The sequence below is a fragment of the Micromonospora sp. CNB394 genome, assembly GCF_000374985.1.
Classification (GTDB): domain Bacteria; phylum Actinomycetota; class Actinomycetes; order Mycobacteriales; family Micromonosporaceae; genus Micromonospora; species Micromonospora marina.
Genome location: NZ_KB895833.1, coordinates 59,911 through 86,878 on the forward strand (window position 1 = coordinate 59,911; position 26,968 = coordinate 86,878).

At 73.4% G+C, this 26,968-nt stretch carries 25 protein-coding genes and 1 pseudogene; 17 read left to right on the plus strand and 9 right to left on the minus strand.

Features of this window, described 5'->3' with window-relative positions:
• The first annotated feature begins 90 nt into the window (after positions 1–90).
• The 5 genes from C569_RS0113200 to serA all read left to right on the plus strand — a co-directional run bounded on the left by C569_RS0113200 (position 91) and on the right by serA (position 8,103).
• Positions 91–2,526, plus strand: coding sequence for a bifunctional diguanylate cyclase/phosphodiesterase (locus C569_RS0113200; RefSeq protein ID WP_026268093.1), 2,436 nt, complete (start codon positions 91–93; stop codon positions 2,524–2,526).
• Between the two features lie 180 nt (positions 2,527–2,706).
• Complete coding sequence (locus C569_RS0113205; RefSeq protein WP_018786256.1) at positions 2,707–4,602, plus strand: acetolactate synthase large subunit; 1,896 nt, start codon at positions 2,707–2,709, stop codon at positions 4,600–4,602.
• Positions 4,603–5,118 carry an acetolactate synthase small subunit gene (gene ilvN, locus C569_RS0113210; RefSeq protein WP_018786257.1) on the plus strand — a complete coding sequence of 172 codons (516 nt, stop codon included), beginning with the start codon at positions 4,603–4,605 and terminating at the stop codon, positions 5,116–5,118.
• Positions 5,119–5,175: 57 nt separating this feature from the next.
• A complete protein-coding gene (gene ilvC / locus C569_RS0113215) occupies positions 5,176–6,189 on the plus strand; it encodes a ketol-acid reductoisomerase (RefSeq protein ID WP_026268094.1) in 1,014 nt (337 codons plus the stop codon).
• Positions 6,190–6,504: 315 nt separating this feature from the next.
• Positions 6,505–8,103: a phosphoglycerate dehydrogenase gene (gene serA / locus C569_RS0113220; RefSeq protein ID WP_018786259.1), complete on the plus strand. Its 1,599-nt coding sequence runs from the start codon at positions 6,505–6,507 to the stop codon at positions 8,101–8,103.
• A 62-nt stretch (positions 8,104–8,165) separates the two neighbouring features.
• Here the strand turns inward: serA and C569_RS0113225 are convergent, their stop codons facing one another.
• Positions 8,166–8,516 (minus strand): hypothetical protein, encoded by a 351-nt coding sequence (locus C569_RS0113225; RefSeq protein ID WP_018786260.1) that lies wholly within the window; start codon positions 8,514–8,516, stop codon positions 8,166–8,168.
• A gap of 374 nt (positions 8,517–8,890) precedes the next feature.
• The gene (locus tag C569_RS0113230; RefSeq protein ID WP_018786261.1) at positions 8,891–9,763 is read right to left on the minus strand and encodes an FAD:protein FMN transferase; all 873 of its coding nucleotides are present in this window, start codon (positions 9,761–9,763) and stop codon (positions 8,891–8,893) included.
• A 218-nt stretch (positions 9,764–9,981) separates the two neighbouring features.
• On the opposite strand from C569_RS0113230, the gene C569_RS0113235 reads away from it, so the two are divergent.
• Both C569_RS0113235 and C569_RS0113240 read left to right on the plus strand, forming a co-directional pair.
• Complete coding sequence (locus tag C569_RS0113235; RefSeq protein ID WP_018786262.1) at positions 9,982–11,013, plus strand: 3-isopropylmalate dehydrogenase; 1,032 nt, start codon at positions 9,982–9,984, stop codon at positions 11,011–11,013.
• 188 nt (positions 11,014–11,201) lie between these two features.
• Positions 11,202–12,296: a branched-chain amino acid aminotransferase gene (locus C569_RS0113240; protein WP_018786263.1), complete on the plus strand. Its 1,095-nt coding sequence runs from the start codon at positions 11,202–11,204 to the stop codon at positions 12,294–12,296.
• A 113-nt stretch (positions 12,297–12,409) separates the two neighbouring features.
• On the opposite strand, the gene C569_RS0113245 is transcribed toward C569_RS0113240, so the two are convergent.
• From C569_RS0113245 to C569_RS0113260, 4 genes are all read right to left on the minus strand, one after another.
• Positions 12,410–13,150, minus strand: coding sequence for a tyrosine-protein phosphatase (locus C569_RS0113245; protein ID WP_026268095.1), 741 nt, complete (start codon positions 13,148–13,150; stop codon positions 12,410–12,412).
• 51 nt (positions 13,151–13,201) lie between these two features.
• Positions 13,202–13,666: a hypothetical protein gene (locus C569_RS0113250; protein WP_018786265.1), complete on the minus strand. Its 465-nt coding sequence runs from the start codon at positions 13,664–13,666 to the stop codon at positions 13,202–13,204.
• 194 nt (positions 13,667–13,860) lie between these two features.
• Positions 13,861–14,391, minus strand: coding sequence for a carboxymuconolactone decarboxylase family protein (locus tag C569_RS0113255; protein WP_018786266.1), 531 nt, complete (start codon positions 14,389–14,391; stop codon positions 13,861–13,863).
• Position 14,392: 1 nt separating this feature from the next.
• A complete protein-coding gene (locus C569_RS0113260; RefSeq protein ID WP_018786267.1) occupies positions 14,393–14,953 on the minus strand; it encodes a peroxiredoxin in 561 nt (186 codons plus the stop codon).
• Positions 14,954–15,268: 315 nt separating this feature from the next.
• Here C569_RS0113260 and cimA point away from each other — a divergent pair, with 315 nt between their 5' ends.
• Positions 15,269–16,867, plus strand: coding sequence for a citramalate synthase (cimA, locus tag C569_RS0113265; RefSeq protein ID WP_018786268.1), 1,599 nt, complete (start codon positions 15,269–15,271; stop codon positions 16,865–16,867).
• A 50-nt stretch (positions 16,868–16,917) separates the two neighbouring features.
• Here the strand turns inward: cimA and C569_RS0113270 are convergent.
• Positions 16,918–17,091: pseudogene (locus C569_RS0113270) on the minus strand (endonuclease/exonuclease/phosphatase family protein); the annotation flags it as partial.
• 289 nt (positions 17,092–17,380) lie between these two features.
• Between C569_RS0113270 and C569_RS0113275 the strand changes: the two are divergent.
• The 8 genes from C569_RS0113275 (at position 17,381) to C569_RS0113310 (ending at position 23,508) form a co-directional block, all read left to right on the plus strand.
• Positions 17,381–17,902, plus strand: a complete 522-nt coding sequence (locus tag C569_RS0113275) for a hypothetical protein (protein WP_018786270.1) — start codon at positions 17,381–17,383, stop codon at positions 17,900–17,902.
• A gap of 192 nt (positions 17,903–18,094) precedes the next feature.
• Positions 18,095–19,144: a MoxR family ATPase gene (locus C569_RS0113280; protein ID WP_018786271.1), complete on the plus strand. Its 1,050-nt coding sequence runs from the start codon at positions 18,095–18,097 to the stop codon at positions 19,142–19,144.
• Positions 19,141–20,157, plus strand: coding sequence for a DUF58 domain-containing protein (locus tag C569_RS0113285; RefSeq protein ID WP_018786272.1), 1,017 nt, complete (start codon positions 19,141–19,143; stop codon positions 20,155–20,157). The genes C569_RS0113280 and C569_RS0113285 overlap by 4 nt, the downstream gene beginning before the upstream one ends.
• A complete protein-coding gene (locus C569_RS0113290; protein WP_018786273.1) occupies positions 20,154–21,113 on the plus strand; it encodes a VWA domain-containing protein in 960 nt (319 codons plus the stop codon). Before C569_RS0113285 ends, C569_RS0113290 begins: the two co-directional genes overlap by 4 nt.
• Positions 21,114–21,152: 39 nt before the next feature.
• Positions 21,153–22,013, plus strand: a complete 861-nt coding sequence (locus C569_RS0113295) for a S1C family serine protease (protein WP_018786274.1) — start codon at positions 21,153–21,155, stop codon at positions 22,011–22,013.
• A gap of 141 nt (positions 22,014–22,154) precedes the next feature.
• A complete protein-coding gene (locus C569_RS0113300) occupies positions 22,155–22,451 on the plus strand; it encodes a hypothetical protein (protein ID WP_026268096.1) in 297 nt (98 codons plus the stop codon).
• Between the two features lie 9 nt (positions 22,452–22,460).
• Positions 22,461–22,886: an alternative ribosome rescue aminoacyl-tRNA hydrolase ArfB gene (gene arfB, locus C569_RS0113305; protein WP_018786276.1), complete on the plus strand. Its 426-nt coding sequence runs from the start codon at positions 22,461–22,463 to the stop codon at positions 22,884–22,886.
• A 49-nt stretch (positions 22,887–22,935) separates the two neighbouring features.
• Positions 22,936–23,508, plus strand: a complete 573-nt coding sequence (locus C569_RS0113310; RefSeq protein ID WP_018786277.1) for a GNAT family N-acetyltransferase — start codon at positions 22,936–22,938, stop codon at positions 23,506–23,508.
• Positions 23,509–23,527: 19 nt separating this feature from the next.
• Here C569_RS0113310 and C569_RS0113315 read toward each other — a convergent pair whose 3' ends face one another.
• Entirely contained in the window at positions 23,528–24,412 is an 885-nt protein-coding gene (locus tag C569_RS0113315) for a hypothetical protein (protein ID WP_018786278.1), read from the minus strand.
• A 34-nt stretch (positions 24,413–24,446) separates the two neighbouring features.
• Positions 24,447–25,904: a hypothetical protein gene (locus C569_RS0113320; protein WP_026268097.1), complete on the minus strand. Its 1,458-nt coding sequence runs from the start codon at positions 25,902–25,904 to the stop codon at positions 24,447–24,449.
• A gap of 200 nt (positions 25,905–26,104) precedes the next feature.
• On the opposite strand from C569_RS0113320, the gene C569_RS0113325 reads away from it, so the two are divergent.
• The gene (locus tag C569_RS0113325; protein WP_081635945.1) at positions 26,105–26,908 is read left to right on the plus strand and encodes a fumarylacetoacetate hydrolase family protein; all 804 of its coding nucleotides are present in this window, start codon (positions 26,105–26,107) and stop codon (positions 26,906–26,908) included.
• The last annotated feature ends 60 nt before the right edge of the window (positions 26,909–26,968 follow it).

Sequence of the window (26,968 nt, forward strand, 5' to 3'; positions counted from 1 at the left end):
CGGCGCGGCGATCCCCCGGCGCGCACCCTGTGTCCCAACAGTTGCACACCCGGTGCCCCACGGGAGGCGCTCATCCGGCAGAGTTGACGCGTGCAGTCGTCCCCGGGGATGGTCACCGTCGCGGTGTTGAGCGGGATCGCCGCGGCCGGTGCCGCCGTGCTGCTCGCCGCGTCGGTGCGGCACCGCACCGGCCCTCGCCGCCCGGCCCACCTGCTGCTCGCGGTCGCCGCCGGTGCCGCCCTGTTCAGCCTCGTGGTCGGTCTCGGCGGCCTGCTGGCCGCCGGTGACCACTGGGCGCACCGGCAGGGCCAGCGGACCGGGTGGGCGGTCCTCGTCGCGGCCGGGACGACGCTCGCCGCGCTCGGCCTCGGCGCCGCCGTGCTGCGCCTGCCCGGCGCGGCGGCGACCCGGGCCGCCACCGCCCGGCTGCTGCTCGACGGCCTGATCATGGGCAGCGCGCTCTGGTTCGTCGGCTGGGTGGCGTTCAGCGAGCCGACCCGGCTGCTCGGCGGCGCCACCCCCGTCGCCTGCCTGCCGATCGTGCTGGCCACCGTGAGCGCGGCGCTCACCACCGGGCTCACCGTGATCGTCGTGCTCCGGGTCGCGCCGCCGCGCGGGTGGCTCACGCTGCTCGCCGCCGGCGCGACAGCGGTGACGGCCGGTGGGTTGGGCGTGTCCGCCGGGCTCTGCCAGGCCGGCCCGGGCATGGTGCTCACCGGCGCGGTGCTGACCGCCGCCGGTCTGCTGGCCACCGCCGTGGCCGGGCGCCGCGCCGACCTGACACAGCTCGACGTCGACTTCATCCGCCGCGACGGCGAGTACGCCTTCGTGCCGATGTTCGCCATGGCCGCCTCCGCGATCTACCACCTGGTGCAGGGCGGCGGGTTCGACGGGTACGCGATCGTGGCCGGCACCGTCGAGGGGTTCGCCCTGGTGACCCGGCAATATCTGGCCCTCAACGACGTGCGTGGCTACGCGATCCGGCTGGCCGAACGGGAGGCGCACTTCCGCGAGCTGGCGCACACCGACCCGCTGACCGGGCTGGCGAACCGGCGCGGGCTGCTGCGCGCCCTGCACCGCGGTGCCGAGGCGGGCATGCCGTGCGTACTGCTCGGGCTCGACCTCGACGGCTTCAAGAACGTCAACGACATGCGCGGGCACGACGTCGGCGACGCGGTGCTGATCGAGGTGGGGCGGCGGCTGCGGGGCAACCTGCGCCCGGGTGACCTGGCGGCCCGGCTCGGCGGCGACGAGTTCGCGGTGCTGATGCACGGGTCGGCCGGGCCCGGCCCGGTCGCCGACCGCCTGCTCGGGGTGCTCGGCCGCCCGTACGAGCAGGGGGACCTGCCGGTCTTCCTGTCGGTGAGCATCGGAGTGGCCGCCGGGCACGGCGAGCAGGACGTGGAACTGCTGCTGCGCAACGCCGACCTGGCGCTGCGCTACGCCAAGCAGCGGGGCAAGAACCGGATCGAGCACTACGACGCCACGTACGACCAGTTGCTGAGCCGGCGTACCCGGATGGAGCACGAGCTGCGTGGCGCGATCGAGCGCGACGAACTGCGGCTGGTCTTCCAGCCGGTGGCCTCGCTGCCGTCGGTGCGGCCGGTCGGCGCGGAGGCGCTGCTGCGGTGGCGGCACCCGGAGCTGGGCAACGTCCGGCCGGACGAGTTCATCCCGCTGGCCGAGGAGTGCGGGATGATCGCCAAGCTCGGCGCGTGGGTGCTGCACCAGGCCTGCTACCAGCTCTCCCGCTGGCTGGCCGACGGGCACGACGTCTGGGTGTCGGTGAACGTGTCGCCGCGCGAGCTGCACGCCCCGGAGTATGTGGTCCAGGTCGCCGACGCGCTGCGCGCGCACCACGTGCCGCCGCAGCGGCTGGTGCTGGAGGTGACCGAGCACGCGGTCGCCACCGACCTGGACGAGCTGATCCGGCGGCTCACCGCGCTGCGGCTGACCGGCGTCCGGATCGCACTCGACGACTTCGGCGCCGGTTACTCGTCGCTCGGCCAGCTCCGGCGGCTGCCGATCGACATCCTCAAGATCGACCACAGTCTGGTCGCCGAGCACGAACCGGTACGGCCGGTCGGACGGGACGGCCCGGCGTTCGCCCCGATGGTCGACATCGTCATGCGCCTGGGTCACCAGTTGGGGCTGGAGGTGATCGCCGAGGGCGTCACCAACCCGGCCGAGCTGGCCGCCGTGGTGGCCGCCGGCTGCCGGTTCGGCCAGGGCGCGCTGTTCGGCTGGGGCGTACCGGCCGAGCACCTGGAGGCGATGCTGGAGGCGGCCACGGCACCCGGCAACCGGCACACCGCGATGCCGCCGGTGCCGCCGCCCGCGCCGGCGCGGGCCCCGTCGCCGCTGCTGCCCCGGCTGCGCAACAACCCGCCCGCCCCGCGTCCCCCGATGGAGGGATCTTCGCAGTTCGCACCGGGTGTGCAGGGGGTGCCGGCGACCGACACGCCCACGTCCGTGAACCAGAATGTGGGATCAGTTGACTCATCGCGTGAGATGCGTCAGGCTTAGCCGCATGTCGTCGAACCGGTCGCCGCGAGTACTTACCTGAGCGCACTCTCCCACCGAGAGTGCGCTGGCCCCGTGCATCCTGCACGTGGGCTTTTTTGTTGCCGTCGGACCATCGCCGGGACCCTCCGTCCCATCCTGAGAAGCGCGTCACCCACTCAACTTCCGAAGGCTTGAACCGCCATGACGAGACCCACGCCAGAGACCCTCGCCCACTCCGCCCGCCGGGCCCGCTCCGGCACCGGCGCGGCCGGTGACTCCGACCCCGCCGCCCGCCCCGGCCGTACCGTTCCGGGGGCCGCCACCGCCGAGACGCCCGTACGGGAACCCGCCGCCGCGCAGGTCTCGGGCGCCGGTTCGCTCGTGCGGTCGCTCGAGGCGCTCGGCGTCGACGTGGTCTTCGGCATCCCGGGCGGCGCGATCCTGCCCGCCTACGACCCGCTCTACGACTCCTCGGTCCGGCACATCCTGGTCCGCCACGAGCAGGGCGCGGGGCACGCGGCCACCGGTTACGCACAGGCCACCGGCCGGGTCGGCGTCTGCATCGCCACCTCCGGGCCGGGCGCGACGAACCTGGTGACCCCGATCGCCGACGCGTACATGGACTCGGTCCCGATGGTGGCGATCACCGGCCAGGTGGCGCGGCCGTCGATCGGCACCGACGCCTTCCAGGAGGCCGACATCCAGGGCATCACGCTGCCCATCACCAAGCACAACTTCCTGGTGCAGACCGCCGACGAGATCCCCCGCGTGCTGGCCGAGGCGTTCCATCTGGCCGCGACCGGCCGGCCCGGCCCGGTGCTCGTCGACATCCCGAAGGACGTGCTCCAGGCGCCGGCGACCTTCTCCTGGCCGCCCACGCTCGACCTGCCCGGATACCGGCCGACGCTGCACCCGCACGGCAAGCAGATCCGCGAGGCGGCCCGGCTGATGACCGGCGCCCGCCGTCCGGTCCTCTACGTCGGCGGCGGCGTGCTCAAGGCCGGCGCCACCGAGGGGCTGCGCAAGCTGGCCGAGCAGACCGGCATCCCGGTGGTCACCACGCTGATGGCGCTGGGCGCGTTCCCCGACTCGCACCGCCAGCACCTCGGCATGCCCGGCATGCACGGCACCGTCGCTGCGGTGTACGGCCTTCAGAAGGCCGACCTGATCGTGGCGCTGGGCGCCCGCTTCGACGACCGGGTGACCGGCCGGCTCGACTCGTTCGCGCCGGACGCGACAGTCGTGCACGCCGACATCGACCCGGCCGAGATCGGCAAGAACCGGCACGCCGACATCCCGATCGTGGGGGACGCGCGGCATGTGATCGACGAGCTGATCGCTGCCGTCACCGCCGAGCAGGCCGCCCACCCGGCGGCCGACCTGACCGACTGGTGGGCCCAGCTCGACGACCTGCGCGAGCGGTACCCACTGGGCTTCGAGGAGCCGGCCGACGGCACGCTCTCGCCGCAGTACGTGATCAAGCGGCTGGGTGAGATCGCCGGCCCGGACGCGGTCTACGTGGCGGGTGTCGGCCAGCACCAGATGTGGGCCAGCCAGTTCATCTCGTACGAGAAGCCGCACACCTGGCTCAACTCCGGCGGCCTGGGCACCATGGGCTACGCCGTCCCGGCCGCGATGGGCGCCAAGGTCGGCAAGCCGGACACCACGGTGTGGGCGGTCGACGGCGACGGCTGCTTCCAGATGACCAACCAGGAGCTGGCGACCTGCGCGCTGGAGGGCATCCCGATCAAGGTCGCCGTGATCAACAACGGCAACCTGGGCATGGTGCGGCAGTGGCAGACCCTGTTCTACGGGGAGCGCTACTCCAACACCGAGCTGGGCACGCACAAGCACCGCATCCCGGACTTCGTCAAGCTCGCCGAGGCGCTCGGCTGCGTCGGGCTGCGCTGCGAGAACGCCGCCGACGTGGACAAGACCATCGAGGCGGCCATGGCGATCGACGACGCGCCGGTGGTCATCGACTTCGTGGTCGGCAAGGACGCGATGGTCTGGCCGATGGTCGCCGCCGGCACCAGCAACGACGAGATCATGTTCGCCAGGGGCGTGCGCCCCGCGTTCGACGAGGACGAACTCTAAATGACGATGCACACCTTGTCCGTGCTGGTGGAGAACAAGCCGGGTGTCCTGGCCCGGGTCTCCGGGCTGTTCTCCCGGCGCGGGTTCAACATCGACAGCCTTGCCGTGGGCGAGACGGAGAACCCGGACGTCTCCCGTATCACCATCGTGGTCAACGCCGAGTCCTCACCGCTGGAGCAGGTGACCAAGCAGCTCAACAAGCTGGTCAACGTACTCAAGATCGTGGAGCTGGACCCGCAGGTGTCGGTGGCGCGCGAGCTGCTGCTGGTCAAGGTCCGCGCGGACCGCACGGCCCGCGCCCAGGTGCTGGAGACGGTCGGCCTGTTCCGCGCCCGGGTGGTCGACGTCGCGCCGGACACGCTGACCATCGAGGCCACCGGCACCCCGGACAAGCTCGACGCGCTGCTGCGCGACCTGGAGCCGTTCGGCATCAAGGAGATGGTCCAGTCCGGCACCGTGGCGATCGGGCGGGGTTCCCGGGCCATCACCGCCGGCCCGGCGCTGCGCGCCGCCTGATCCGTACCCACAAGTTTTCGACGGGCCGACGGGCACCGCCGTACGAAAGGGAAGTCAATGAGCGTTGAGGTGTTCTACGACGACGACGCCGACCTGGGCCTGATCCAGGGCCGCACGGTCGCCGTGATCGGGTACGGCAGCCAGGGCCACGCGCACGCGCTGTCGCTGCGCGACTCCGGCGTCGACGTGGTGATCGGCCTGCCCGCCGGGTCGAAGAGCCGGCCGAAGGCCGAGGAGCAGGGCCTGCGGGTGCTCACGCCCGCCGAGGCGGCGGCCGAGGGCGACGTGATCATGATCCTGGCGCCGGACACCGCCCAGCGTGGCCTCTACGCCGAGGCCATCGCGCCGAACCTGGCCGCGGGCAAGGCGCTGTTCTTCGGTCACGGCTTCAACATCCGGTACGGCCTGATCAAGCCCCCGGCCGACGTGGACGTGGCGATGGTCGCCCCGAAGGGCCCCGGTCACCTGGTCCGCCGCCAGTACGTCGACGGCAAGGGCGTGCCCTGCCTGGTCGCCGTCGAGCAGGACGCCAGCGGCAACGCGTTCGGCCTGGCCCTGGCGTACGCCAAGGCGATCGGCGGCACCCGGGCCGGCGCGATCCGGACCACGTTCACCGAGGAGACCGAGACCGACCTGTTCGGTGAGCAGGCGGTGCTGTGCGGTGGCGCGGCGGCGCTGGTGCAGACCGGTTTCGAGGTGCTCACCGAGGCCGGCTACGCGCCCGAGGTGGCCTACTTCGAGTGCCTGCACGAGCTGAAGCTGATCGTCGACCTGATGTACGAGGGCGGCATCGCCCGGATGCGCTACAGCATCTCCGACACCGCCGAGTACGGCGACCTGTCCCGCGGCCCGCGCGTCATCGACTCCCGGGTCAAGGACGAGATGCGCAAGATCCTCGGCGAGATCCAGTCCGGCGAGTTCGCCCGCGAGTGGGTGGCCGAGGACGAGGCCGGCCGGCCGAACTTCGCCAAGTGGCGGGCCGAGGGCGCGGCGCACCCGATCGAGGAGACCGGGCAGAAGCTGCGGGCCATGATGAGCTGGGTCGACCGGCCGATCACCGAGACCGCCTGAGTTCTTCCCCGTGCGGCCCGCGATCCGACGCTCTCCCCGGCGTCGGGCCGCGGGCCGCCGTCCGTTCACGTGCTGGGATGCGGTGAGTAACGCCTCGTCCCGCGCCGACCCCGGTGAACGGGGGATGTCGGGCGTGCGACGGGCCTGTGTGAGGGCCCTCACCCCGCAGTCCGGGACACGCCGGGCGGGCCGCCCCCTACCATCCTTGGTGTGGTGCCCGAGCGCACCCGACGGCCGTGGCACGGATCGGCGCAGGGCGCAGCGCGGCGCCCCGGCGTCCCAGGCCGAACCATTACCGAGCGTCTACGAGGACCGATGAATCCTGTCGTACTGATCGCCGAAGAACTCGCCCCCGCCGCCATCGAGGTGCTCGCGCACGACTTCGACGTGCGCCACGTGGACGGCACCGACCGCCCCGCTCTGCTCTCCGCACTCTCCGAGGCCGACGCGGTGATCGTACGCAGCGCCACCCAGATCGACGCCGAGGCGATCGCCGCCGCGCCGCGGCTGAAGGTGGTCGCCCGGGCCGGCGTCGGTCTGGACAACGTCGAGGTGCCGGCCGCCACCGCCCGGGGCGTCATGGTCGTCAACGCGCCCACCTCGAACATCGTGTCCGCCGCCGAGCAGGCCGTCGCGCTGCTGCTCGCGGTGGCCCGCAACACCGCCAGCGCCAGCGCCGCGCTCAAGGCCGGCGAGTGGAAGCGGTCCAAGTACACCGGCGTGGAGATCCAGGGCAAGACCGTGGGCGTGGTCGGCCTCGGCCGCATCGGCGTGCTCTTCGCGTCCCGTATCGCCGCGTTCGGCACCCGGCTGATCGCGTACGACCCGTACATCCAGCCGGCCCGTGCCGCCCAGCTCGGCGTCCGCCTGGTCGGGCTGGAGGAGCTGCTGCGGGAGAGCGACTTCATCTCGATCCACCTGCCGAAGACGCCGGAGACGGTCGGCCTGATCGGCGAGAAGGAGCTGGCGATCGTCAAGCCGGGCGTGCGGATCGTCAACGCCGCCCGCGGCGGCCTGGTCGACGAGCAGGCGCTCGCCGACGCGATCGCGGAGGGCCGGGTCGCCGGTGCCGGCGTCGACGTGTACACCAAGGAGCCGTGCACCTCCTCGCCGCTGTTCGCCTTCGACAACGTGGTGGCCACCCCGCACCTGGGCGCCTCCACCAACGAGGCGCAGGACAAGGCCGGTCTCGCGGTGGCCAAGAGCGTCAAGCTGGCGCTCCAGGGCGAGTTCGTCCCGGACGCGGTGAACGTGCAGGCCGGCGGCGTGGTCGCCGAGGACGTCCGTCCGCTGCTGCCGCTGGCCGAGCGGCTGGGCCGGGCGTTCACCGCCTTGGCCGGCGGGGTGGCCGCCAGCGTCACCGTCGAGGTGCGCGGCGAGATCGCCGCCCACGACGTGTCGGTGCTCAAGCTCGCCGCGACCAAGGGACTGTTCAGCTCCGTGGTCGAGGAGCAGGTCACCTACGTCAACGCGCCGCACCTGGCCGCCGAGCGGGGCGTCGAGGTCACGCTCGCCACGCCGGGCGAGACCGTCGACCACCCGAACCTGGTGACGGTGCGCGGGGCGCTGCCGGACGGCCGTACCGTCCGCGTCTCCGGCACCGTGGCGCACACCGGCACCCGCGACGTGTTCAAGCTGACCGAGGTGGACGGTTTCGACGTGGAGATCGGCGCGGAGGGCATCCTGCTCTTCCTGCGCTACGCCGACCGGCCCGGCGTGGTCGGCACCGTCGGCACGCTGCTCGGCGAGGCCGGCGTCAACATCGCCGCCATGCAGGTGGCCCGCCGCGAGGCCGGGGGCGAGACGCTGATGACGCTCACCGTCGACCAGGCGCTCGGCGCCGACCTGCTCACTTCCGCCGCCGACTCGATCGGCGCGGTCGCGGCCAGCGCGGCCGACCTGCGCGACGTGTAGTCCGGACAGGACACATCGGGGCCCGGCCGAATTCGGCCGGGCCCTTCGCCGTCCCTGGTGGGTCAGGAGCGGACGCGGGCCGGTGGCGGGTAGACCGAGCTGCCGTCGAAGAGCATCAGGTCGTGCTCGCCGGCCAGCCGCTCGATGTCCAGCAGGACCTGGTCCGGGCAGGTCGGATGCAGCTTCATCTCGATGTGGTCGGCGGCCGTGTGCAGCGGTGCCACCTCCCACGGCGTACCGGGCCGGGCCGGGCGGTCCGGGTAGGTCGCCGTGATCGCCCGGTAGAAGGCGACGAGTCGCGGGTCGGGGTGCTGCTCGCCGTGCCGGCCGTCGCGGCACTGTTGCACCGCCGCCCGCACCTGCTCCGGTGTCGCCCCGTCCGGCAGGGCCCACACGCTCAGATCGAAACTCACGGCGGACAGCGTGCCATCTCGCGCCCGGCCCGTCACCTCTGCCCCACCGGGCGTTCACCGCTGATTGCCGACATCGTTCACCCGGCGTCCGCTGTGGAGACTCTTGCGTCGAGTTGCGTCGATTCGCTAGCGTACCGATGCGGTTTCCGCTGAGCCGATCCCCGGCCCGTCTTCGGGTGGCGCGGTCGGGCACACGGCCCCTCGGCCCGCACCCCTCGATTGCGCGAGCCACGCGCACTCGTCGCTGACCGGCCCTCACGGTCGTTGCCGAGACCGTGGGGGCCGATCGCGCTCCGCGACAGGCGGCGGCTCAGCGCCGGTGGTGCGCGAACAGTGGGCGGCTCAGCGCCGGTGGTGCGCGAACAGGGGGCGGCTCAGCGCCGGTGGTGCGCGAACAGTGGGCGGTAGTCCGCGTCGTGGCGGAACCAGGCCAGCCCGGCCGGTCCGGCGGCGTACAGGGCGGTGGCGTAGGCGTCGGCGACGGCGAGGTTCGGACCGAGCACGGTGGCGGCCACGAGGCGGTCGGTCGGCTCGCCGGTGTGCGGGTCGATGACGTGGCCGCGCCGGCCGGTGACGCCCGACGTGCCGACCGCGCCCGTCGTCATCTCCAGCACCACAGGTGTCCGGCGGGTGTCGGTGGGGTGGTGCACAGCGACGCGCCACGGCCCGCCGTGCGCCGCGTGTCCGCGTACCGTCAGGTCGGCGCCGCTGAGCACGGCGTAGTCGTGGATGCCCGCGGCGCGCAACCGCGCCGCGGCCCGCTCGACCGCCCAGCCGCCGAGCAGGCCGCCCGGGTCGAACCCGCCGGGCACCGCCCAGGCGTCGAACCAGCCGTCGGTGGCCGCCCGCATCGCGGCGCAGAGGTCGATCAGGTCGGCCAGCGGGGGGTACGAGTCGGGGCTGATCTCGTCGCGGCGCAGCCGGGAGACGAGGCTGTCCGGCCGGTTCGGGCCGTAGGTGAGGTCGACGGCGCGCAGCTCGGCGACGGCGTCGCGCAGCGCCTCGCTGACCGCGCGGTGGCCGAACCACTCCGGCGCGTTGAGCAGCACGGTGTAGTCGGCGGTCGAGGTGGCGACCGTGTGCCGGACGCTGATCCGGCCGGACGCCGAGGCGCCGTACCGTTCGACGCGGTGGTTCGTGGCGCCCAGGTGCAGGTCCGGCCGGGCCGGGAGGAACGCGGACTGGTCGACCCATCGGGTCCGTGGCTGTTCGTCAGCCCAGTGGGCCCGCCGGTGCTCGATCCGCATGACACGTGCCCCCTCGGTGGCCGCCGCTGCGTCGCGGCGGTGCCGGATCCCGGGCCCCCGTCGGCCCGCGAACTCGACCCTAAGCAAAGGAGATGACCACACCATGAATGTCGGCTGGGAGCCTCCTGTGATCCGGTATCCCGGATGATGGAAGATTCGTACCGGGGGGCGGGACGGCGACGTACGGTTGCGCCTAACGACGAGACGAGGAGCCTCAGGTGGCACACATCGCGGTGGTGGCCGGTGACGGCATCGGACCCGAGGTGGTCGCGCAGGCCCGCAAGGTCCTCGACGCGGTGGTGCCCGGGATCGAGGTCACCGAGTACGACCTGGGTGCGGCGCGCTACCACCGCACCGGCGAGGTGCTGCCCGGCTCCGTCCTCGACGAGCTGGCCGGTCACGACGCCATCCTGCTCGGCGCGGTGGGCGACCCGACCGTGCCGCCGGGGGTGCTGGAGCGCGGTCTGCTGCTCAAGCTCCGGTTCGCCTTCGACCAGTACGTCAACCTGCGCCCGTCCCGCCTCTGGCCCGGCGTGGCCGGTCCGCTCGCCGCGGTCAAGCCCGGCGAGGTCGACCTCGTGGTGGTCCGCGAGGGCACCGAGGGGCTGTACGCGGGCGCCGGCGGCGCGCTGCACCGGGACACCCCGGCCGAGGTGGCCACCGAGGAGAGCCTGAACACCCGGCACGGCGTCGAGCGGGTGATCCGCGACGCGTTCGCCCGGGCCGGCCGCCGGGAGCGGCGCAAGGTCACGCTCGTGCACAAGACGAACGTGCTCACCCACGCCGGGTCGCTCTGGGCGCGCGCCTTCGCCGCGGTGGCCGCCGAGCACCCGGACGTGACCACCGAATACCAGCACGTCGACGCCGCGGCGATGTTCCTGGTGACCAACCCGTCCCGGTACGACGTGGTGGTCACCGACAACCTGTTCGGCGACATCCTCACCGACATCGCCGCCGCCGTGACCGGTGGCATCGGGCTGGCGGCCAGCGGCTGCATCAACCCCGAGGGGCGCTACCCGTCGATGTTCGAGCCGGTGCACGGTTCGGCGCCGGACATCGCCGGCCAGGGCGTCGCCGACCCGGTCGCCGCCGTGCTGTCCGCCGCGTTGCTGCTGGACCAGCTCGGCCACGCCGACGCCGCCGCCCGGGTCACGGCCGCGGTCGGCACCGAGCTGGCCGGGCGTACGCCGGGGGCGTCGGTGCGCACCGAGAAGGTCGGCGACCGGCTCGCCGGGTACGCCGTAGCCTGACCGGGCCGACCTCCTGGCGGCCCGGTACCGGGCCGCCAGATCCGTCACCGGGCCTCCCCGACCGTCCGGCGCGTCGCATCCGCCGGGGGCGGAGCTATCCGCTGAACGACCGTTCGGGGTAAGTTTCTGGCACCAGTGACGTCGGCGTGCGGTCCCGCATGCCGTGAACCCGCAGGGAGGTCAGCGCGATGAGCGGTGGTGACAAGCTCGATTTCGAGATCCGTCCGAATCCCGCGCCGGTAACCGCCGCCGACCGGGCCGCCCTGCTGGCGAACCCGGGCTTCGGCCGGGTCTTCACCGACCACATGGTCACCATCCGCTACGCCGAGGGCAAGGGCTGGTACGACGCCCGCCTGGAGGCGCGGGCGCCGATCCCGATGGACCCGGCCGCCGCGGTGCTGCACTACGCGCAGGAGATCTTCGAAGGGCTGAAGGCGTACCGCACCGGTGACGCGGTGACGATGTTCCGCCCGGAGGCGAACGCGGCCCGGTTCAACGCGTCGGCCCGCCGGCTGGCCATGCCGGAGCTGCCGGGGGAGACGTTCGTGGAGTCGCTTCGCCGGCTGGTCGAGATCGACCAGGCGTGGATCCCCGAGGACGAGGACGCCAGCCTCTACCTGCGTCCGTTCATGTTCGCCAGCGAGGTCTTCCTCGGGGTCCGCCCGGCCAACGAATACCTCTACTGCGTGATCGCCTCGCCCGCCGGGGCGTACTTCGCCGGCGGCGTGAAGCCGGTGACGGTGTGGGTCTCGCCGGACTACACCCGGGCCGCGCCCGGCGGCACCGGCGCGGCGAAGTGCGGCGGCAACTACGCCGCCTCGCTGGCGGCCCAGGCCGAGGCGATCGAGGCCGGCTGCGACCAGGTGGTGTTCCTGGACGCGGTGCAGCGGAAGTACGTCGACGAGCTGGGCGGCATGAACGTCTTCTTCGTCTACGACGACGGCAGCATCGTCACCCCGCCGCTGGGCGGCACGATCCTGCCGGGCATCACCCGCGACGCGATCCTCACCCTCGCGGCCGAGGCCGGGCACGAGGTGCGGGAGGCGCCGGTCAGCTTCGACGACTGGCGGGCCGACGCGGCGAGCGGGCGGCTGCGCGAGGTGTTCGCCTGCGGCACCGCAGCGGTGATCACCCCGATCGGCGGCGTGCGCTTCCCCGACGGCGAGTTCTCCATCGGTGGCGGTGAGCCGGGGCAGGCCACGATGGCGTTGCGGCAGAAGCTCGTCGACATCCAGCGCGGTCGCGCCGAAGACCCCCATGGCTGGGTGACCCGGGTCCACTGACGCCCTCCCGCGGTGATCAAGGAGTTCGCGTCCGGTTCCGAAGCGGACGAGGACACAAACTCCTTGATCACCGCCAGGGCGGGGCGGGGCGGGGCGGTGCGGTGCGGTGCTGATCAGTCCAGGAGGTGGGTGCGGAGGGACTCCAGCTGCGTTTCGGTGACGCCGGCGTGGGTCAGGTAGCCCTCGATCGAGCCGTAGCCGGTGCGCAGCTCGGCGAGGAACAGCTCCATCGCCTCGGCCGGCGACTCCAGGAACGGCGGCGGCGGTTCCTCCGCGTCCGGCAGCGTGGCGCGTACCCAGGCGGCGAAGCGCTGCGACGCGGCGGTGCTGAGCGCGTAGTCGGCGACCACGTCCTCGTCGGGCACCCCGAGCACCGTCAGCGTGAGCGCGCAGACGATGCCGGTGCGGTCCTTGCCGGCGACGCAGTGCACCACCACCGGGGCGTTGGCGCTGTCCGCGATCAGCCCGACCGCCTCGGCGAGCCCTGCGGTGCCGGTACGCGCCAGGTCGGCGTAGCGGTCGGCCAGGTAACGGGCCAGGCTGACGCTCGAGGAGTCGAACCGGTTCGCGCCCCAGTCGGCGTGCTCGGGGTGGATGTGCCGGTAGGCCAGGCCGTCGTAGTCGGGCACCCGCCCGTCGCGTTCCACCTCGGACGGTCGGCGCAGGTCGATGACGGTACGGATGCCGAGCGCGGTGAACGCCGCCCGGTCGGTGTCGGCGATGCGGTGCAGCGAGTCGGAGCGGTAGAGCCGGCCGCGGCGGACGGTGCGCCCGTCGCGAGCGGTGTACCCGCCGACGTCGCGGAAGTTGAACAGGGCGGGGAAGGGGCTCTCCGGGGCGTCCACAGCTGACACGGTAACGGCCGGCGGGGCGTTCGCACGTCCCCGCCGGCCGTCGCCGAGGTGTCAGCTGCGCGGCGGTACGTCCGGCGGCAGCGCCGAGTGCTTCTCGCCGTAGTAGCCGCCGAGCCGGTCCCGGTAACCCGGGTCGGCGTGGCTGGACTCGTCGTACTCCGGGGCGGCCTTGATCTGGTCCTTCTCCCGGTCGACGTGCACGGTGCGGGCGTCGTGGTCGACGTGGTTCACGGTCCCGGCCGGGAGCATCACCTTCTTGCCGAAGATCCACGGCCCGGTGTCCACGACCAGGTAGCTGTCGTCCACCTCGTGGCTCGCCCGGTCGATCTTGCCGATGGCGCCGTCGGTGGCCTCTACCTTGTAGCCGGTCAGGTCGGCGCTCGCGACGCCGGCCTCGTCCCGGTAGCGCCACGGGTCGAAGGCGCCTCCGGGGGCGCCGCCGGCGACCGTGCCCCGGCCGTCGTCGAGGATCGGCTCGGTGCCGCCGTGCGTGGCGCGCGGGTCCAGTCCGTCCATGTGCGGCCTCCCGTCCTCCAGGGCCGCGGCCGTCGCGGCGCCGTCGTCAGTCGGGAGGATTACCCACCATGTCCGGGCGTCAACCCGGCGAGGGGCGACCCGCCGACGCCGGAGGGCCGGCGCCACGGTGGTGACGCCGGCCCCTCGGGTCGTCGGCCCGCGCGGTGCCGGTCGGGCGCGCGCGGGCCGGTGGATCAGGCCAGTGCGGCCTCCGCGTCCAGGGTCACCGCGGCGGCGTGGACGACGGCGGCGATCCGCAGCCCCTCGTGCACCTGCTCACGGCTGGACCCGGCGGCGCGCAGCGTCTTCTCGTGGGACTCCAGGCAGACGCCGCAGCCGGTGATCGCCGAGACGGCGAGGCACCACAGCTCGAAGTCGGTCTTCTCCACGCCGGGGCGGGCGATGATCTGCATCCGCAGCCGGGCCGGCAGCGACGCGTACTGCTCGTCGCCGATCAGGTGCTTGGCCCGGTAGTAGACGTTGTTCATCGCCATGACCGCAGCCGCGCCCTTCGCTGCCTCGACCGCCTCGGGCGTGAGGTGACCGGCCGCCTCGGCGGCGATCTCCCGCAGCACCACCGGGTTGCGGGCCGCCACCGCGCAGGCCAGGGCGGTGCCCCATGCCTGGTCCGGCTTCAGCGTCGAGGTGGTGATGGTGGAGCCGAGGTTGAGCCGGATGTCCTTGGCGTAGTCGGGCAGGCCCGCCTTGATCGCGTCCAGGCCCACGTCAGGCCCCGGCGCCGGCGAGGAGCGCTCTGGCGTCGAGCGTCGCCCCGCCGGAGTTCCAGTTGCACGGGCACAGCTCGTCGGTCTGGAGCGCGTCGAGCACCCGCAGCACCTCGGAGACGTTGCGGCCGACCGAACCGGCGGTCACCATGACGAACTGGATCTCGTTGTTGGGGTCCACGATGAAGGTGGCCCGCTGTGCGACGCCGTCCTCGCCCAGAACGCCGCAGGCGGCGGTCAGCTCACGCTTGATGTCGCTGAGCATCGGGAAGGGCAGCTCGCGTAGGTCCGGGTGGTCCTTGCGCCAGGCGTAGTGGACGAACTCGTTGTCGACGGAGACGCCGAGCACCTGGGCGTCGCGGTCGGCGAACTCGCCGTTGAGGCGGCCGAACTCGGCGATCTCGGTCGGGCAGACGAAGGTGAAGTCCTTCGGCCAGAAGAACACGACGCGCCACTGGCCCTCGTGGGACTTGTGGTTGATCGTCTCGAACGCCCTGTCGGCGTCGAGCGACACGCAGGCGGTGAGTTCGTACTCGGGGAAGTGGTCACCGACAGTGAGCACGGGTCCTCCTTGAGCGTGACCCGGCAGCACCGCCGGGCCAGTAAATGGATCTGTTCAAGATTCTTCCGCAGCCCCGTTCGTGCTCGCGGCGGGCGTGCCCGGGTGTGAAGACGATCACCGTGCCGGTCGTCGTCCCGGAATATGGATTTCGCCTCCCAGATCCGGGGGCGAGGTGGCAGAGTACGGGTCGTGACCAGCTTCGTCCTGATCATTAGCAGCTAGCGCGCCGGCCCTTCCCCCGCCGAGCGCGCAGACCTCCCGCATCCGCGGGGGGTCTTTTTGTTTGCTCCCCCAGGGCACGAGAAGAGGACTCCGATGACGTTCCAGGTGTACGACACGACGCTGCGCGACGGCGCGCAGCGCGAAGGGCTCACGTACTCGGTGGTCGACAAGCTGGCGGTGGCCCGCCTGCTGGACGACCTGGGAGTCGGCTTCATCGAGGGGGGCTGGCCGGGTGCGGTGCCGAAGGACACCGAGTTCTTCCGCCGCGCCCGCACCGAGCTGGAGCTGCGGCACGCGATCCTGGTCGCCTTCGGGGCCACCCGCAAGGCCGGCCTCGCGGTCGAGGACGACCCGCAGGTGCGTGGCCTGCTCGACGCGCAGACCCCGGCCGTGGCCCTGGTCGCCAAGGCGGACCTGCGGCACGTGGAGCGGGCGCTGCGCACCACCGCCGAGGAGAACCTCGCCATGATCCGCGACACCGTGTCGTACCTGGTGGCGCAGGGCCGGCGCGTCTTCGTCGACGGCGAGCACTGCTTCGACGGGTTCCGCTTCGACAGCGGCTACACCTCCGCCGTCGCGGAGACCGCGCTGGCCGCCGGTGCCGAACGCTTCGTGCTCTGCGACACCAACGGCGGCATGCTGCCCTCCCAGGTCACCGCCGTGATCGAGGACCTGGTGGCACGGACCGGGATCGCGCCGGACCGGCTCGGCATGCACGCGCAGAACGACACGGCCTGCGCGGTCGCCAACACGATCGCCGCCGTCGAGGCGGGCGTCCGGCACGTGCAGGGCACCGCCAACGGGTACGGCGAGCGCCCCGGCAACGCCGACATCTTCGCGATCGTCGCCAACCTCCAGCTCAAGCTGGGCATGCCCGTCCTACCGGACGGCTGCCTGGAACAGATGGTGCGGGTCTCGCACGCCATCTCCGAGATCGCCAACATCGCCCCCGACACCCACCAGGCATACGTCGGGGCCGCCGCCTTCGCTCACAAGGCGGGGCTGCACGCGAGCGCGATCAAGGTCGACCCGTTGCTCTACAACCACGTGGAACCCGCAGTGGTGGGCAACGACATGCGGATCCTGGTGACCGAGATGGCCGGCCGGGCCAGCATCGAGCTCAAGAGCCGCGAGCTCGGTCTGGACCTGGCCGGCCATCCGGACGCCCTGTCCCGGGTGACCGGGCGGGTGAAGGAGCTGGAGGCCGACGGCTGGTCGTTCGAGGCCGCCGACGCCTCGTTCGAGCTGCTGGTCCGCTCCGAGCTGCCGGATGCCGCGCCGGCCCGGCCGTTCACGCTGGAGTCGTACCGGGTGATCGTCGAGCACCGCGAGGACGGCGCCGTGGTCTCCGAGGCGACTGTGAAGATCCGGGTACGCGGCGAGCGGGTGATCGCCACCGCCGAGGGCAACGGCCCGGTCAACGCGCTGGACGAGGCGCTGCGGGTGGGCCTGGCCCGGCACTACCCGGAGCTGCGCGACTTCGAGCTGGCCGACTACAAGGTGCGCATCCTGGAGGGCAGCCACGGCACCGGCGCGATCACACGCGTGCTCGTGGAGACCGCCGGCGCCGGCCGCGACTGGACCACTGTGGGCGTGCACCCGAACGTGGTCGAGGCGAGCTGGCACGCCCTGGTCGACGCGCTCACCTACGGCCTGGACCGGGCCCGGGTGCCGGGCGCGAGCGCGGCCTGACTCATCCGGCGGGCAGGCGCAGCTCGGCCAGCAGTGCGCGGTGGTCGCGCCACCGCCACCACCGGGGCCACGGCGGCGACGTACGGCGTGAACGCGATCGCCGGCACCAGCGGACCGCGTTGCTGTCCGGTCAGGCGCACAGGCGCCCACGCGGCCACCGGCGCGACGGCGAGCCAGCACGCGACGGTGGCCGGGCGACCGCCCCGGGTGCCCGCCCGGGTCATGGTGATCATGATGGTCAGGATGCCCGGCCGAGGGGTGGCGCGACGCCTCTCCGAAATGGTTTCGTGAATTGTTTCTCACAATTTCTGGCACCTTTTCCGGGTCCGTCGGACACCCAATGACGCTATTGACCGCCTGCATTTTCCGGTGCTAGGTTCCACCTGGTTGAGAAGTCGCGACTCTCTGTAGTAAGGCCAGCTCACAGGCGGTGCGTTCCCGGCGGATGCCCGATGATCCGCAACGTGACACGCGCAGTCGCCGTATCGCCACGGTCTACCAAGGGAGAGATTCATGGCCACATTCTTCAAGCGGAAGGCGACGGTGGTGGCGCTCGCCGCGCTGTCGCTCACCCTGGCCGGCGGCGGGATCGCCGCTGCCGCCCAGGCGGAGGCGAGGCCGCAGCCCGGCCCCCGGCACTCCTCGGCGCAGCCGCCGGTGACCGCCGCCGAGCGGCAGTCCGCCCGCACCGCCATGCGGGCCACCCTGGCGCCACCGGCCCCCGGCCAGGTCGCCTGGGCGGTCGTCGCGGCCAACGGGACGCTGCTGCAGCACTCCGGCAACGTGGTCTCCTCGTTCCGGTTCACCCCCGGCCCGGGCGTGACCGCCGGGCAGTACCAGGTGCTGTTCGACTACAACGTGTCCGCGAAGGCGTACGTGGCGACCATCGGCACGAACGACCCGGCGAACGTGCCGCCGGGCGGCGAGGTGTCGGTCGCGCCTCGCACGCTGACCCCGAACGCGGTCTTCGTGCAGACCCGCAACTCCACCGGCGGCGCCTCGGACCGGCCGTTCCACATCCTGGTCGCCAACTGACCCGTCCGGCCCCGCACCGGCCCCCGCGCAGGCGGGGGCCGGTGTCGTGTTCCGTGCCGATCCGGCCGGTGCCGCGCCAGTTCGTGCCGTTCGGCCCCGGCTGGGGAGAAGCTGCCGGTCCGGCCCGCCGACCACCGCCCAGGGACCGATAATCCGACGTTTGTCGCCGCTCCGGCACGGGAAGCAAGCACCGTGACGGACATCTCGGACACCCCGGCCAGCGTGCTCAGCCCGGTCGACGCCGACGCGAGCGGCGTCGAGCTGGAACAGACCCTCGTCGAGGTCAAACGCGTGATCGTCGGGCAGGATCGGCTCGTCGACCGCCTGCTCACCGCCCTGGTCGCCGACGGGCACTGCCTGCTGGAGGGCGTACCGGGGGTCGCCAAGACGCTGGCGGCGCAGACGCTGGCCACAGTGGTCGGTGGCACGTTCTCCCGGATCCAATTCACCCCCGACCTGGTCCCCTCCGACATCGTCGGCACCCGCATCTACCGCGCCTCCACCGAGCGGTTCGACGTGGAGCTGGGGCCGATCATGGCGAACCTGGTGCTCGCCGACGAGATCAACCGGGCTCCGGCCAAGGTGCAGTCGGCGCTGCTCGAGGCGATGGCCGAGCGGCAGGTCTCCATCGCCGGCCGGAGCTGGCCGGTACCGGACCCGTTCCTCGTCCTGGCCACCCAGAACCCGATCGAGTCCGAGGGCGTCTACCAGCTCCCCGAGGCGCAGCGCGACCGCTTCCTGATGAAGGTCGTGGTCGACTACCCGAGCGACGCCGACGAACTGGCCATCCTCTACCGGATGAGCACCGAGCGCCCCGCCGCGCGCACCGTGCTCGACCCGAGCCGGCTGCGTGAACTACAGCGCCGCGCCAGCGACGTGTTCGTCCACCACGCGCTCGCCGAGTACGTGGTCCGCCTCATCCTCGCCACCCGCGACCCGGAGCGCTTCGGCCTGCCCGACGTCACGCCCCTGCTGGCGTACGGCGCCAGCCCCCGGGCCACGCTCGGCCTGGTGGCCGCCGCCCGCGCCCGGGCGCTCATCCACGGCCGGGACTACGTGCTCCCCGAGGACATCCGGGAACTGGCGGTGGACGTGCTGGCCCACCGGCTCGTGCTCTCCTTCGACGCGATCGCCGACGGGATCTCCGGCGAGGACGTGGTGCGCCGCGTGATCGAGGCGGTGCCGCCACCCCGGCTGGTGAACGGGCCGACGGAGACGGTGAACGACCTGGCGGCGGCATGACCGGCGCAGCCGGACCCGGGCTCGCCGATCTCGCCCCGGACCAGCGGCTGCGCCGGTTGGAGCTGACGGTGACCCGGCGGCTCGACGGCCTGCTGCACGGCCGGTACCGCGGCCTGCTGCCCGGTCCCGGCAGCGAGGCGGCCGGCAGCCGCGAGTACCGCCCCGGCGAGGACGAGGTACGCCGGATGGACTGGGCGGTCACCGCCCGGACCACAGTCCCGCACGTCCGCGAGGTCGACGCCGACCGGGAACTCACCACCTGGCTGCTCGTCGACGCCAGCCCCAGCATGGAGTACGGCACGTCCACGCTGGACAAACGTGAACTGGCGGTGGCCGCCGTGGCGGCTGTCGGCTTCCTCACCGCCGGAGTCGGCAACCGGCTCGGCGCCCAGGTGCTCACCCCGGACGGGCTGCGCCGGTTCCCGGCCCGCAGCGGGCGTACCCATCTGCTCGGGCTGCTCCGCGCGCTGCTCGGCGCCCCGCGTACCGGAGAACTGCCGGACCCCGGCGGCGCGGGCGTGGCCGGCGCGGACCGGCGGGACGCGGCGTCCGGCCTGGCCGACGGGCTGGACGGGCTTCAGCGCGTCGCCACCCGGCGCGGGCTCGTGGTGATCGTCTCCGACTTCCTCGACGAGCTGCCCGACGACCCGGACGCCGCGCCGCCGCCGTGGGCCGCCGCGCTGCGCCGCCTCGCGGTACGGCACCAGGTGCTCGCGGTCGAGGTGACCGACCCGCGCGAGCTGGACCTGCCGGACGTCGGCCTGGTCACGCTCGTCGACCCGGAGAGCGGCCGGCACCGCGAGGTGTGGACCGGCGACCCGGGCCTGCGTGAGCGGTACGCGCGCGCCGCCGCCGAGCAGCGCGACCAGGTACGCCGCACGCTGCGCCGGGCCGGCGCGACCCACCTGGCGCTGCGTACCGACCGGGACTGGTGCGCGGACGTCGTCCGGTACGTGCACGAGCAGCGCCGGCTGGCCACCGTGCCGGCCGCGACCCGCGGAGGTGTCGCATGACCTGGCAGTCACCCGCCCGCCTCTGGCTGCTGCTCGCCGTCGCCGCGCTGGTCGCCGGCTATCTGGTGCTGCAACGGCGGCAGAGCCGGTACACGGTGCGTTTCACCAACCTGCGCCTGCTCGACCGCGTCGCCCCGCGCCGACCGGCCTGGCGGCGGCACGTCCCGGCGGGCCTGTTCCTCGCCATGCTGGCGTTGCTCGTGGTCGGCTTCGCCCGGCCCGAGGCGGAGGTGCGGGTGCCCCGGGAGCGGGCCACCGTGATGGTCGCGGTGGACGTCTCCACCTCGATGCTCGCCGGTGACGTGGACCCGGACCGGCTGACCGCGGCCAAGGAGGCGGGCCGGCGGTTCGCCGACGGGCTGCCGGACGAGTTCAACGTCGGCCTCGTCGCGTTCGCCGGCAGCGCGGCCGTGCTCGTGCCGCCGAGCACCGACCGGGAGGCGCTGCACGACGGCATCGGGCGGCTGGCCGAGGGCATCACCGGCGTGCAGGGCACCGCCATCGGCGAGGCGATCAGCACCTCGCTGGGCGCGGTCAAGAGCCTGGACGCCACCGCCGCCAAGGATCCGCCGCCGGCCCGGATCATCATCCTGTCCGACGGCGCGAACACCTCCGGCATGGACCCGATGGAGGCCGCCGACCAGGCGGTCGCCGCGAAGGTGCCGGTGCACACCATCTCGTTCGGCACACCCGGCGGCTCGGTCGACCGGGGCGGCCGGGCGATCCAGGTGCCGGTGGACGGCCAGACGCTGCGAGCGGTCGCCGACCAGACCGGCGGCGGCTTCCACGAGGCGTCCACCACCGCCGAGCTGAAGGACGTCTACGAGGACATCGGCACCTCGGTCGGCTACCGCACCGAGCGGCAGGACGTGTCGGCCCGCTTCATCGGCCTCGGGCTGGTCCTGGCGATGGGCGCCGCGGCCGGCTCGCTGCGGTGGTTCTCCCGGCTGCCCTGATCCGCACACCACTACCGCACGACACGTGAGGAGCCAGGAATGGCAGTGCAGACCGGACTCGGCGAGCCACGCGGACCGTGGTTCGTCTCGCCGGAACTGGACCCGGACGGGCGCGGTCACCGGGACGTACCCGGCGGTGGGCCGGAGGCCGGGCGGCGGAACCTGCGGCACCGGCTGCTGAGCGTGGCGGCGGTGGTGGCGCTCTCCACCGTCTCCGGCGCGGCGGCCGGCACCTGGGCGGCCGACCGGGGCGCGCCGGGACCGGCGGCGGCGTCCGCCGCGCCGGTGCCGGCCGAGCTGGTCACCGCCGCCGGCAAGACGGTGCCCGGGGTGGTCTCGGTGCTGGTCGGGGGCCGCTCCGGCGCGTCCGCGTCCGGCTCCGGATTCGCCATCGACAACGAGCAGCACATCGTCACGAACGACCACATCCTGGCCCGGGGCGGTTCCGGCGCGGTCATGGTGGAGACCTCGGACGGGCGGCGGTTCCCGGCCGAGGTGGTGGGCCGGGAGCCGGCCCGCGACCTCGCCGTGCTGAAGGTGCCCGCGTCGGCCGGGTTGCCGCCGTTGCCGCTCGCAAAGGCGAACTCCACGAGGGTGGGGGAGCCGGTGCTCGCGGTCGGGTCGCCGCTCGGGCTCGCCGGGACGGTCACCGCGGGCATCGTCAGCGCGCTCAACCGGCAGGTGCGGATCGGCAACGGCCGGCACACGGCGGTGCAGACCGACGCCTCCATCAACCCGGGCAACTCCGGTGGTCCGCTGGTGAACGCGCGCGGTGAGGTCGTCGGCGTGAACACCGCGATCGCCACCATCGACGGCAACGGCTCGATCGGCATCGGCTTCGCCATCCCGATCGACCAGGTCCAGCAGAGCGCCGACACCATCATCGGCAAGGGCGGCTGAGCCGCCGGGCGCGGTCGCCCGCGCCCGGCCCATCCGGCGCTGACCTGCACAGGAGCCGCAAGATCGGTGCGAAGTGTCGGATATCCGGCGTGGGATCATCGGGGCATAGAAATATTACGCTGAGTATGAATACTGGCGGAGGTGGAGCAAGCTGTCGTCGCGGCCCTCCTCGTGGTGGGCCTGATCATCGGCGCCGGTGTCGGCGCGTCCTACGCACGTGCGAAGCGCGGCTGGACGGACTACCAGACCATCCGGACCAGCGTCCCCGGCGCCCGGCGCAACGCCTGGCTCGCGATCCGGGGCGTGGCCGTCAAGCTCGCGGTAATCGCCCTGCTGCTCGTCGGCGCGGCCGCCTACGCGGCGTCCGGCGGCGACGAGGAACGAGCCGATCCCACCCCGGGCGTCACCCCCACCCCGAGTCACCGCGCCGGGCGCTAGCCTCGGGGAGTGGACGACGGACTGCGGGTCACCGATCGGCTCGTGGTGCCCGCCGGCGAGCTGCGGGAGCGGTTCTCCCGCTCGTCGGGGCCGGGCGGGCAGGGAGTCAACACCACCGACTCCCGGGTGGAGCTGAGCTTCGACCTGGGCGGCTCGCCGAGCGTGCCGGAGACGCTGCGGGAACGGGCGCTGGCCCGGCTCGCCGGCCGCCTGGTCGGCGGCGTGCTGACGGTCACCGCCAGCGAGCACCGCGCCCAGCTGGCCAACCGGGAGGCGGCCCGCGAGCGGATGGCCGCGCTGCTGCGCGAGGCCGTCGCCCCGCCGCCGAAGGCGCGCCGGGCGACCCGCCCGTCCCGTGGCGCCAAGGAGCGTCGCCTGGCCGAGAAGAAGCGTCAGTCCCAGCGCAAACGCGACCGCCGGGTGGACGGCGACTGACCGAAAACCCGTTGAGCAGCCGAGCGCGCCGACCGGAGAATTCCCCGTCGTGATCGACTTCTCCGTCAAGCCCACGCTGACCGGCGAGCGGGTGGTGCTGCGCCCGTTCCACGACGACGACCTGCCGGCGCTGGCCGAGATCCTGGCCGACCCGGAGGTGGCCCGGCTGACCGGCAGCCCGGCTGGCGAGACGTTCGAGCCGTCCCGCCTGCGGGCCTGGTACGGCACCCGCAACAGCCAGGACGACCGGCTCGACCTCGCGGTGGTGGACCGGGCAAGCGGCGCCTGCGTCGGCGAGGTGGTCCTCAACGAGTGGGACCGGGCCAACGCGAGCTGCAACTTCCGCACCCTGATCGGCCCCGGCGGGCGCGACCGCGGCCTCGGCACCGAGGCGGTCCGGCTGATCGCCGGGTACGGCTTCGAGCAGCTCGGCCTGCACCGTATCGGCCTGGAGGTGTTCGCGTTCAACCCGCGTGCCCGGCGCGCCTACGAGAAGGTGGGCTTCGTCGCGGAGGGGACGCTGCGCCAGGTGCTGCGTGACGGCGACGACTGGGTGGACGCCACGGTCATGTCGATCCTCGCCCCGGAGTGGAACCGGCACCGGGGGCACCCGGAGGGCTGAGCCGAAGCGGGTTCCGCGCTCAGCGGCGGCCGGCCGGCGCGGCCCGGTCCAGCGCCGCCAGCAGCCGGGCGCGCAACCCGGCGGCCCGCTCGGCGAACCCGCGCTGGGCGGCGGCGTACTCGGCCCGGCCCTCCGGCGTCTCCACAGGCACCGGCGGGTAGCCCAGCTCCGCCAGGTCGTACGGGCTGGCCCGCATGTCCAGCGCCCGGATCTCCCGGGCGAGCGCGAAGCAGTCCGCCACCAGCTCCGACGGCACCAGCGGCGACAGCTTGTACGCCCACTTGTAGAGATCCATGTTGGCGTGCAGGCAGCCCGGCTGCTCCAGCGCGTGCTGGCCCTCCCGGGTCGGCTGGAGCACGTTGAGCGGCCGGGCCGGCGCGGTGAAGAACCGGAACGCGTCGAAATGGCTGCACCGCACGCCGCGCTCCTCGACCACCGCCGCCGTCGCCGCCGGGCTCAGCCGCAGCGGCCAGGCGTTGTGCCGTACCTGCTCCTGCGTCTGCCGGTAGACCATCGCCCACTCGTGCATGCCGAAACAGCCGAACTGCGCCGGACGTCCGGCGGTCGCCGCGAGCAGCGTACGGATCCAGGCGATCGACTCGGCGCGCCGCGCGCGTACCCGATCGGTGTCGAGGGCGAGCCCGGCGGCGCTCGTGGTGTAGTCCGGGCCGAAATCGCCCGGATCGGCGTCGCGCAGCACCACGCCCGCACCCGGGTGCCAGCGGCGCAGCTGCGCCGGGCGGTGCGAGTAGTAGGTGAACAGGAAGTCCTCCACCGGGTGCTTCACCCCGGTGCGACGGCGGGCCAGGTGCGGCGTCAGCCAGGCGTCCACCCGCGCCTCGTGGGACTGCCGGCGCGCCTGCCAGTCGGCCAGGTCGAGCGCGGGAGCGAGGGCGGCGGTCACACACCCCAGGGTACGACCGCCGCCCTCGCCCGGATCACGCCACGTCCACCCGAACGCCCGCCGAGAAGACGCCGCTGCGCAGCTCCAGCAGTTTCGGCGGCTCGTCGCCGCGCATGGTGAACACCAGCGGCAGCAGCACCCGCCGCCCGGCGGCCACCGGCTGGGAGAAGACGTCCCGGCCCAGGTTCGCCACCCGGGTCGCGTCCTCGTCGGCGGCGACCCAGTTGCCGCTGGGCAGGTACGCCCGCTGCAACTGCCCGTGCCAGGTCTGGTCCTCGTTGGTGAGGTTGCGCACCCCGACCGTGGCCAGGCACGGCCGGCCGCCGCCGGGCGCCGGTGGCAGGACTTCCGCGTCGCAGCTCACCCGGTAGACGGTGAACTCGAACGCGGTCTCGCGCAGCGGTTGGCCCAGCGCGCCGGTGACGCTGCTGCCCACCCACGCGCCGCTCGTCGGCTGCTTGGTGGTGTCCATCGCGGCCACCCGCTGCGTGGCCGACCAGGCCGCCGCGCCCACCACACCGGCGAGCACCGCCGCCGCCACGCCGACCACGAGCCAGACCGGCGGCCGGCGACGGCGGCTCGCGGGCGACGGCACGGCCGTACGCGGATAGACGGTGCCGCGTTCAGCCGGCCCGTTCCGGCCCGGCGTGCCGTTGCCAGGGCCGCCCTGGCCGGGCCCGGCTCCGCCCGGCGTGCCGAGGCCGGGCACGCCGCCTCCGGGGGCACCGGCGTGCATGGCGCCGCCTCCGGGCGTACCGGTGGGCGTCGCGGCGGTGCGCCGGCGGCGGCGCCACACCGCCCACCACACCACACCGGCGGTGACCACGAGCAGCGCCGTGAACGCGGCGAGCAGCACCGGCGGCCGCCGCCAGGCCGGGGCGGCGGTGACCTGTGCCGCCGGGGCCGTCGCGGCGCCCACCCAGGTCGCCGTGGCGCAGTCGTACGGGCGGGTGCCGTCCGAGCCGTAGACGCAGGTCGGCGCGGTCACCGAGCGGCCCGGCCCGGGGATCGACAACGCGGTGTGCAGCGTGGTGGTGCTCTTCGCAGGCAGCCGCAGCCGCCAGGTCACCTCCCCGGCGCTCGTCCCGGCCGGCCGGCTGGTCCGGCCACCGCCGGTCACCGTGGTGGCCCGCGACCCGTTCGGCAGCTCCTGCCGGACCATCGTGTCGACGGGTGCCGAGCCGGCGTTGCGGACCTCGATCCGGTAGCCCGGCGCCGGTGTGCCCGACGCGCCCACGGCCACGCTGACCGGGGGCATCGACGGCCGGACCGGGGCCGGGCCGGTGGTCGGCACCGCCGGGGGCACCGCCGGCACGCCGGTCGGGATCGGGGTGGCCGCGGCGCCGGGGACGACCGCCGGTGGCGGGGCCGGACGGGCGGGTACGGCTTCCGCGCGGGGTGCCGCCGGGGACAGCGCCGGTACGGCGGCGATGACGCCGAGGCAGTTCACGAACACTGCCAGGGCCCTCTGGTGTCGTCTCGATGCAGGCATACCAACGAACCTCCGGACCCGAAGCTATGGGCCGGGGCCCGCCGGGCGGGTACGAAGCCGCGATTCCCGCCCCGGCCGGCGCGATCACGCGTACCCTGGGCGGCTCCTGCCGGTCCGGTGCCGCCGCCCGCCGGCGAGGGGCGGCGCGCGGCCGGGCCGGTGTCCGCCGGGCGGCCCGCGGGCGGGGATAGATTGGCCGGGTGCGTATCGCTCGTTTCGCTCATGCCAAGGGAATGTCGTTCGGAGCCGTCGAGGGCGAGCCGGAGGCCGGGCCGCAGGGCCTGACCATCGCCGAGATCGAGGGCCACCCGTTCGGGCAGATCCAGTTCTCCGGTGCCCGCTGGGCGCTCTCCGACGTCCGGCTGCTGTCGCCGATCCTGCCCAGCAAGGTGGTCTGTGTCGGCCGTAACTACGCCGAGCACGCCGCCGAGCACGGCAGCGAGGTGCCGAAGGAGCCGCTGCTCTTCCTCAAGCCGTCCACCTCGGTGATCGGCCCGCGCGACGCCATCCGGCTGCCGATCTTCTCCAGGCAGGTCGAGCACGAGGCGGAACTCGCCGTGGTGATCGGCGCCCCGGGCGCCCGCCGGGCCGACCGGGCCGCCGCCGAGCGGGCCATCTTCGGCTACACCTGCGCCAACGACGTCACCGCGCGGGACCTTCAGCGCTCCGACGGGCAGTGGACCCGCGCCAAGGGCTTCGACTCGTTCTGCCCGATCGGGCCGTGGATCACCACCGGGCTCGACGTCAGTGACCTGGAGATCCGGTGTGAGGTCGGCCGCGACCCGGAGGAGATGGAGGTGCGCCAGCTCGGCCGGACCAAGGACATGGTCTTCGACGTGCCCGGTCTGGTGTCGTACATCTCGCACGTGATGACGCTGCTGCCCGGCGACGTGGTCCTGACCGGCACGCCGGCGGGGGTTAGTCCGCTCACCGAGGGGGATACGGTCACCGTGCGGATCCAGGGGATCGGGGAGCTGAGCAACCCGGTGGTCCCTGTCGCCTGATCCGCTCCGATGCCTCGTTTCCGCTGGTCAGGTGGGTTTCGAGGGGTTGGATTTGGCCTG

What these genes read in the sequence shown, in the direction of transcription:
- C569_RS0113295 (WP_018786274.1), top strand. Translation starts at nt 21,153, where the DNA reads ATGGCAGTGCAGACCGGACTCGGCGAGCCACGCGGACCGTGGTTCGTC.
- C569_RS0113205 (WP_018786256.1), top strand. Translation starts at nt 2,707, where the DNA reads ATGACGAGACCCACGCCAGAGACCCTCGCCCACTCCGCCCGCCGGGCC.
- ilvN (WP_018786257.1), top strand. Translation starts at nt 4,603, where the DNA reads ATGACGATGCACACCTTGTCCGTGCTGGTGGAGAACAAGCCGGGTGTC.
- ilvC (WP_026268094.1), top strand. Translation starts at nt 5,176, where the DNA reads ATGAGCGTTGAGGTGTTCTACGACGACGACGCCGACCTGGGCCTGATC.
- C569_RS0113320 (WP_026268097.1), bottom strand. Translation starts at nt 25,904, where the DNA reads ATGCCTGCATCGAGACGACACCAGAGGGCCCTGGCAGTGTTCGTGAAC.
- serA (WP_018786259.1), top strand. Translation starts at nt 6,505, where the DNA reads ATGAATCCTGTCGTACTGATCGCCGAAGAACTCGCCCCCGCCGCCATC.
- C569_RS0113285 (WP_018786272.1), top strand. Translation starts at nt 19,141, where the DNA reads ATGACCGGCGCAGCCGGACCCGGGCTCGCCGATCTCGCCCCGGACCAG.
- C569_RS0113240 (WP_018786263.1), top strand. Translation starts at nt 11,202, where the DNA reads ATGAGCGGTGGTGACAAGCTCGATTTCGAGATCCGTCCGAATCCCGCG.
- C569_RS0113275 (WP_018786270.1), top strand. Translation starts at nt 17,381, where the DNA reads ATGGCCACATTCTTCAAGCGGAAGGCGACGGTGGTGGCGCTCGCCGCG.
- cimA (WP_018786268.1), top strand. Translation starts at nt 15,269, where the DNA reads ATGACGTTCCAGGTGTACGACACGACGCTGCGCGACGGCGCGCAGCGC.
- C569_RS0113230 (WP_018786261.1), bottom strand. Translation starts at nt 9,763, where the DNA reads ATGCGGATCGAGCACCGGCGGGCCCACTGGGCTGACGAACAGCCACGG.
- C569_RS0113250 (WP_018786265.1), bottom strand. Translation starts at nt 13,666, where the DNA reads ATGGACGGACTGGACCCGCGCGCCACGCACGGCGGCACCGAGCCGATC.
- C569_RS0113290 (WP_018786273.1), top strand. Translation starts at nt 20,154, where the DNA reads ATGACCTGGCAGTCACCCGCCCGCCTCTGGCTGCTGCTCGCCGTCGCC.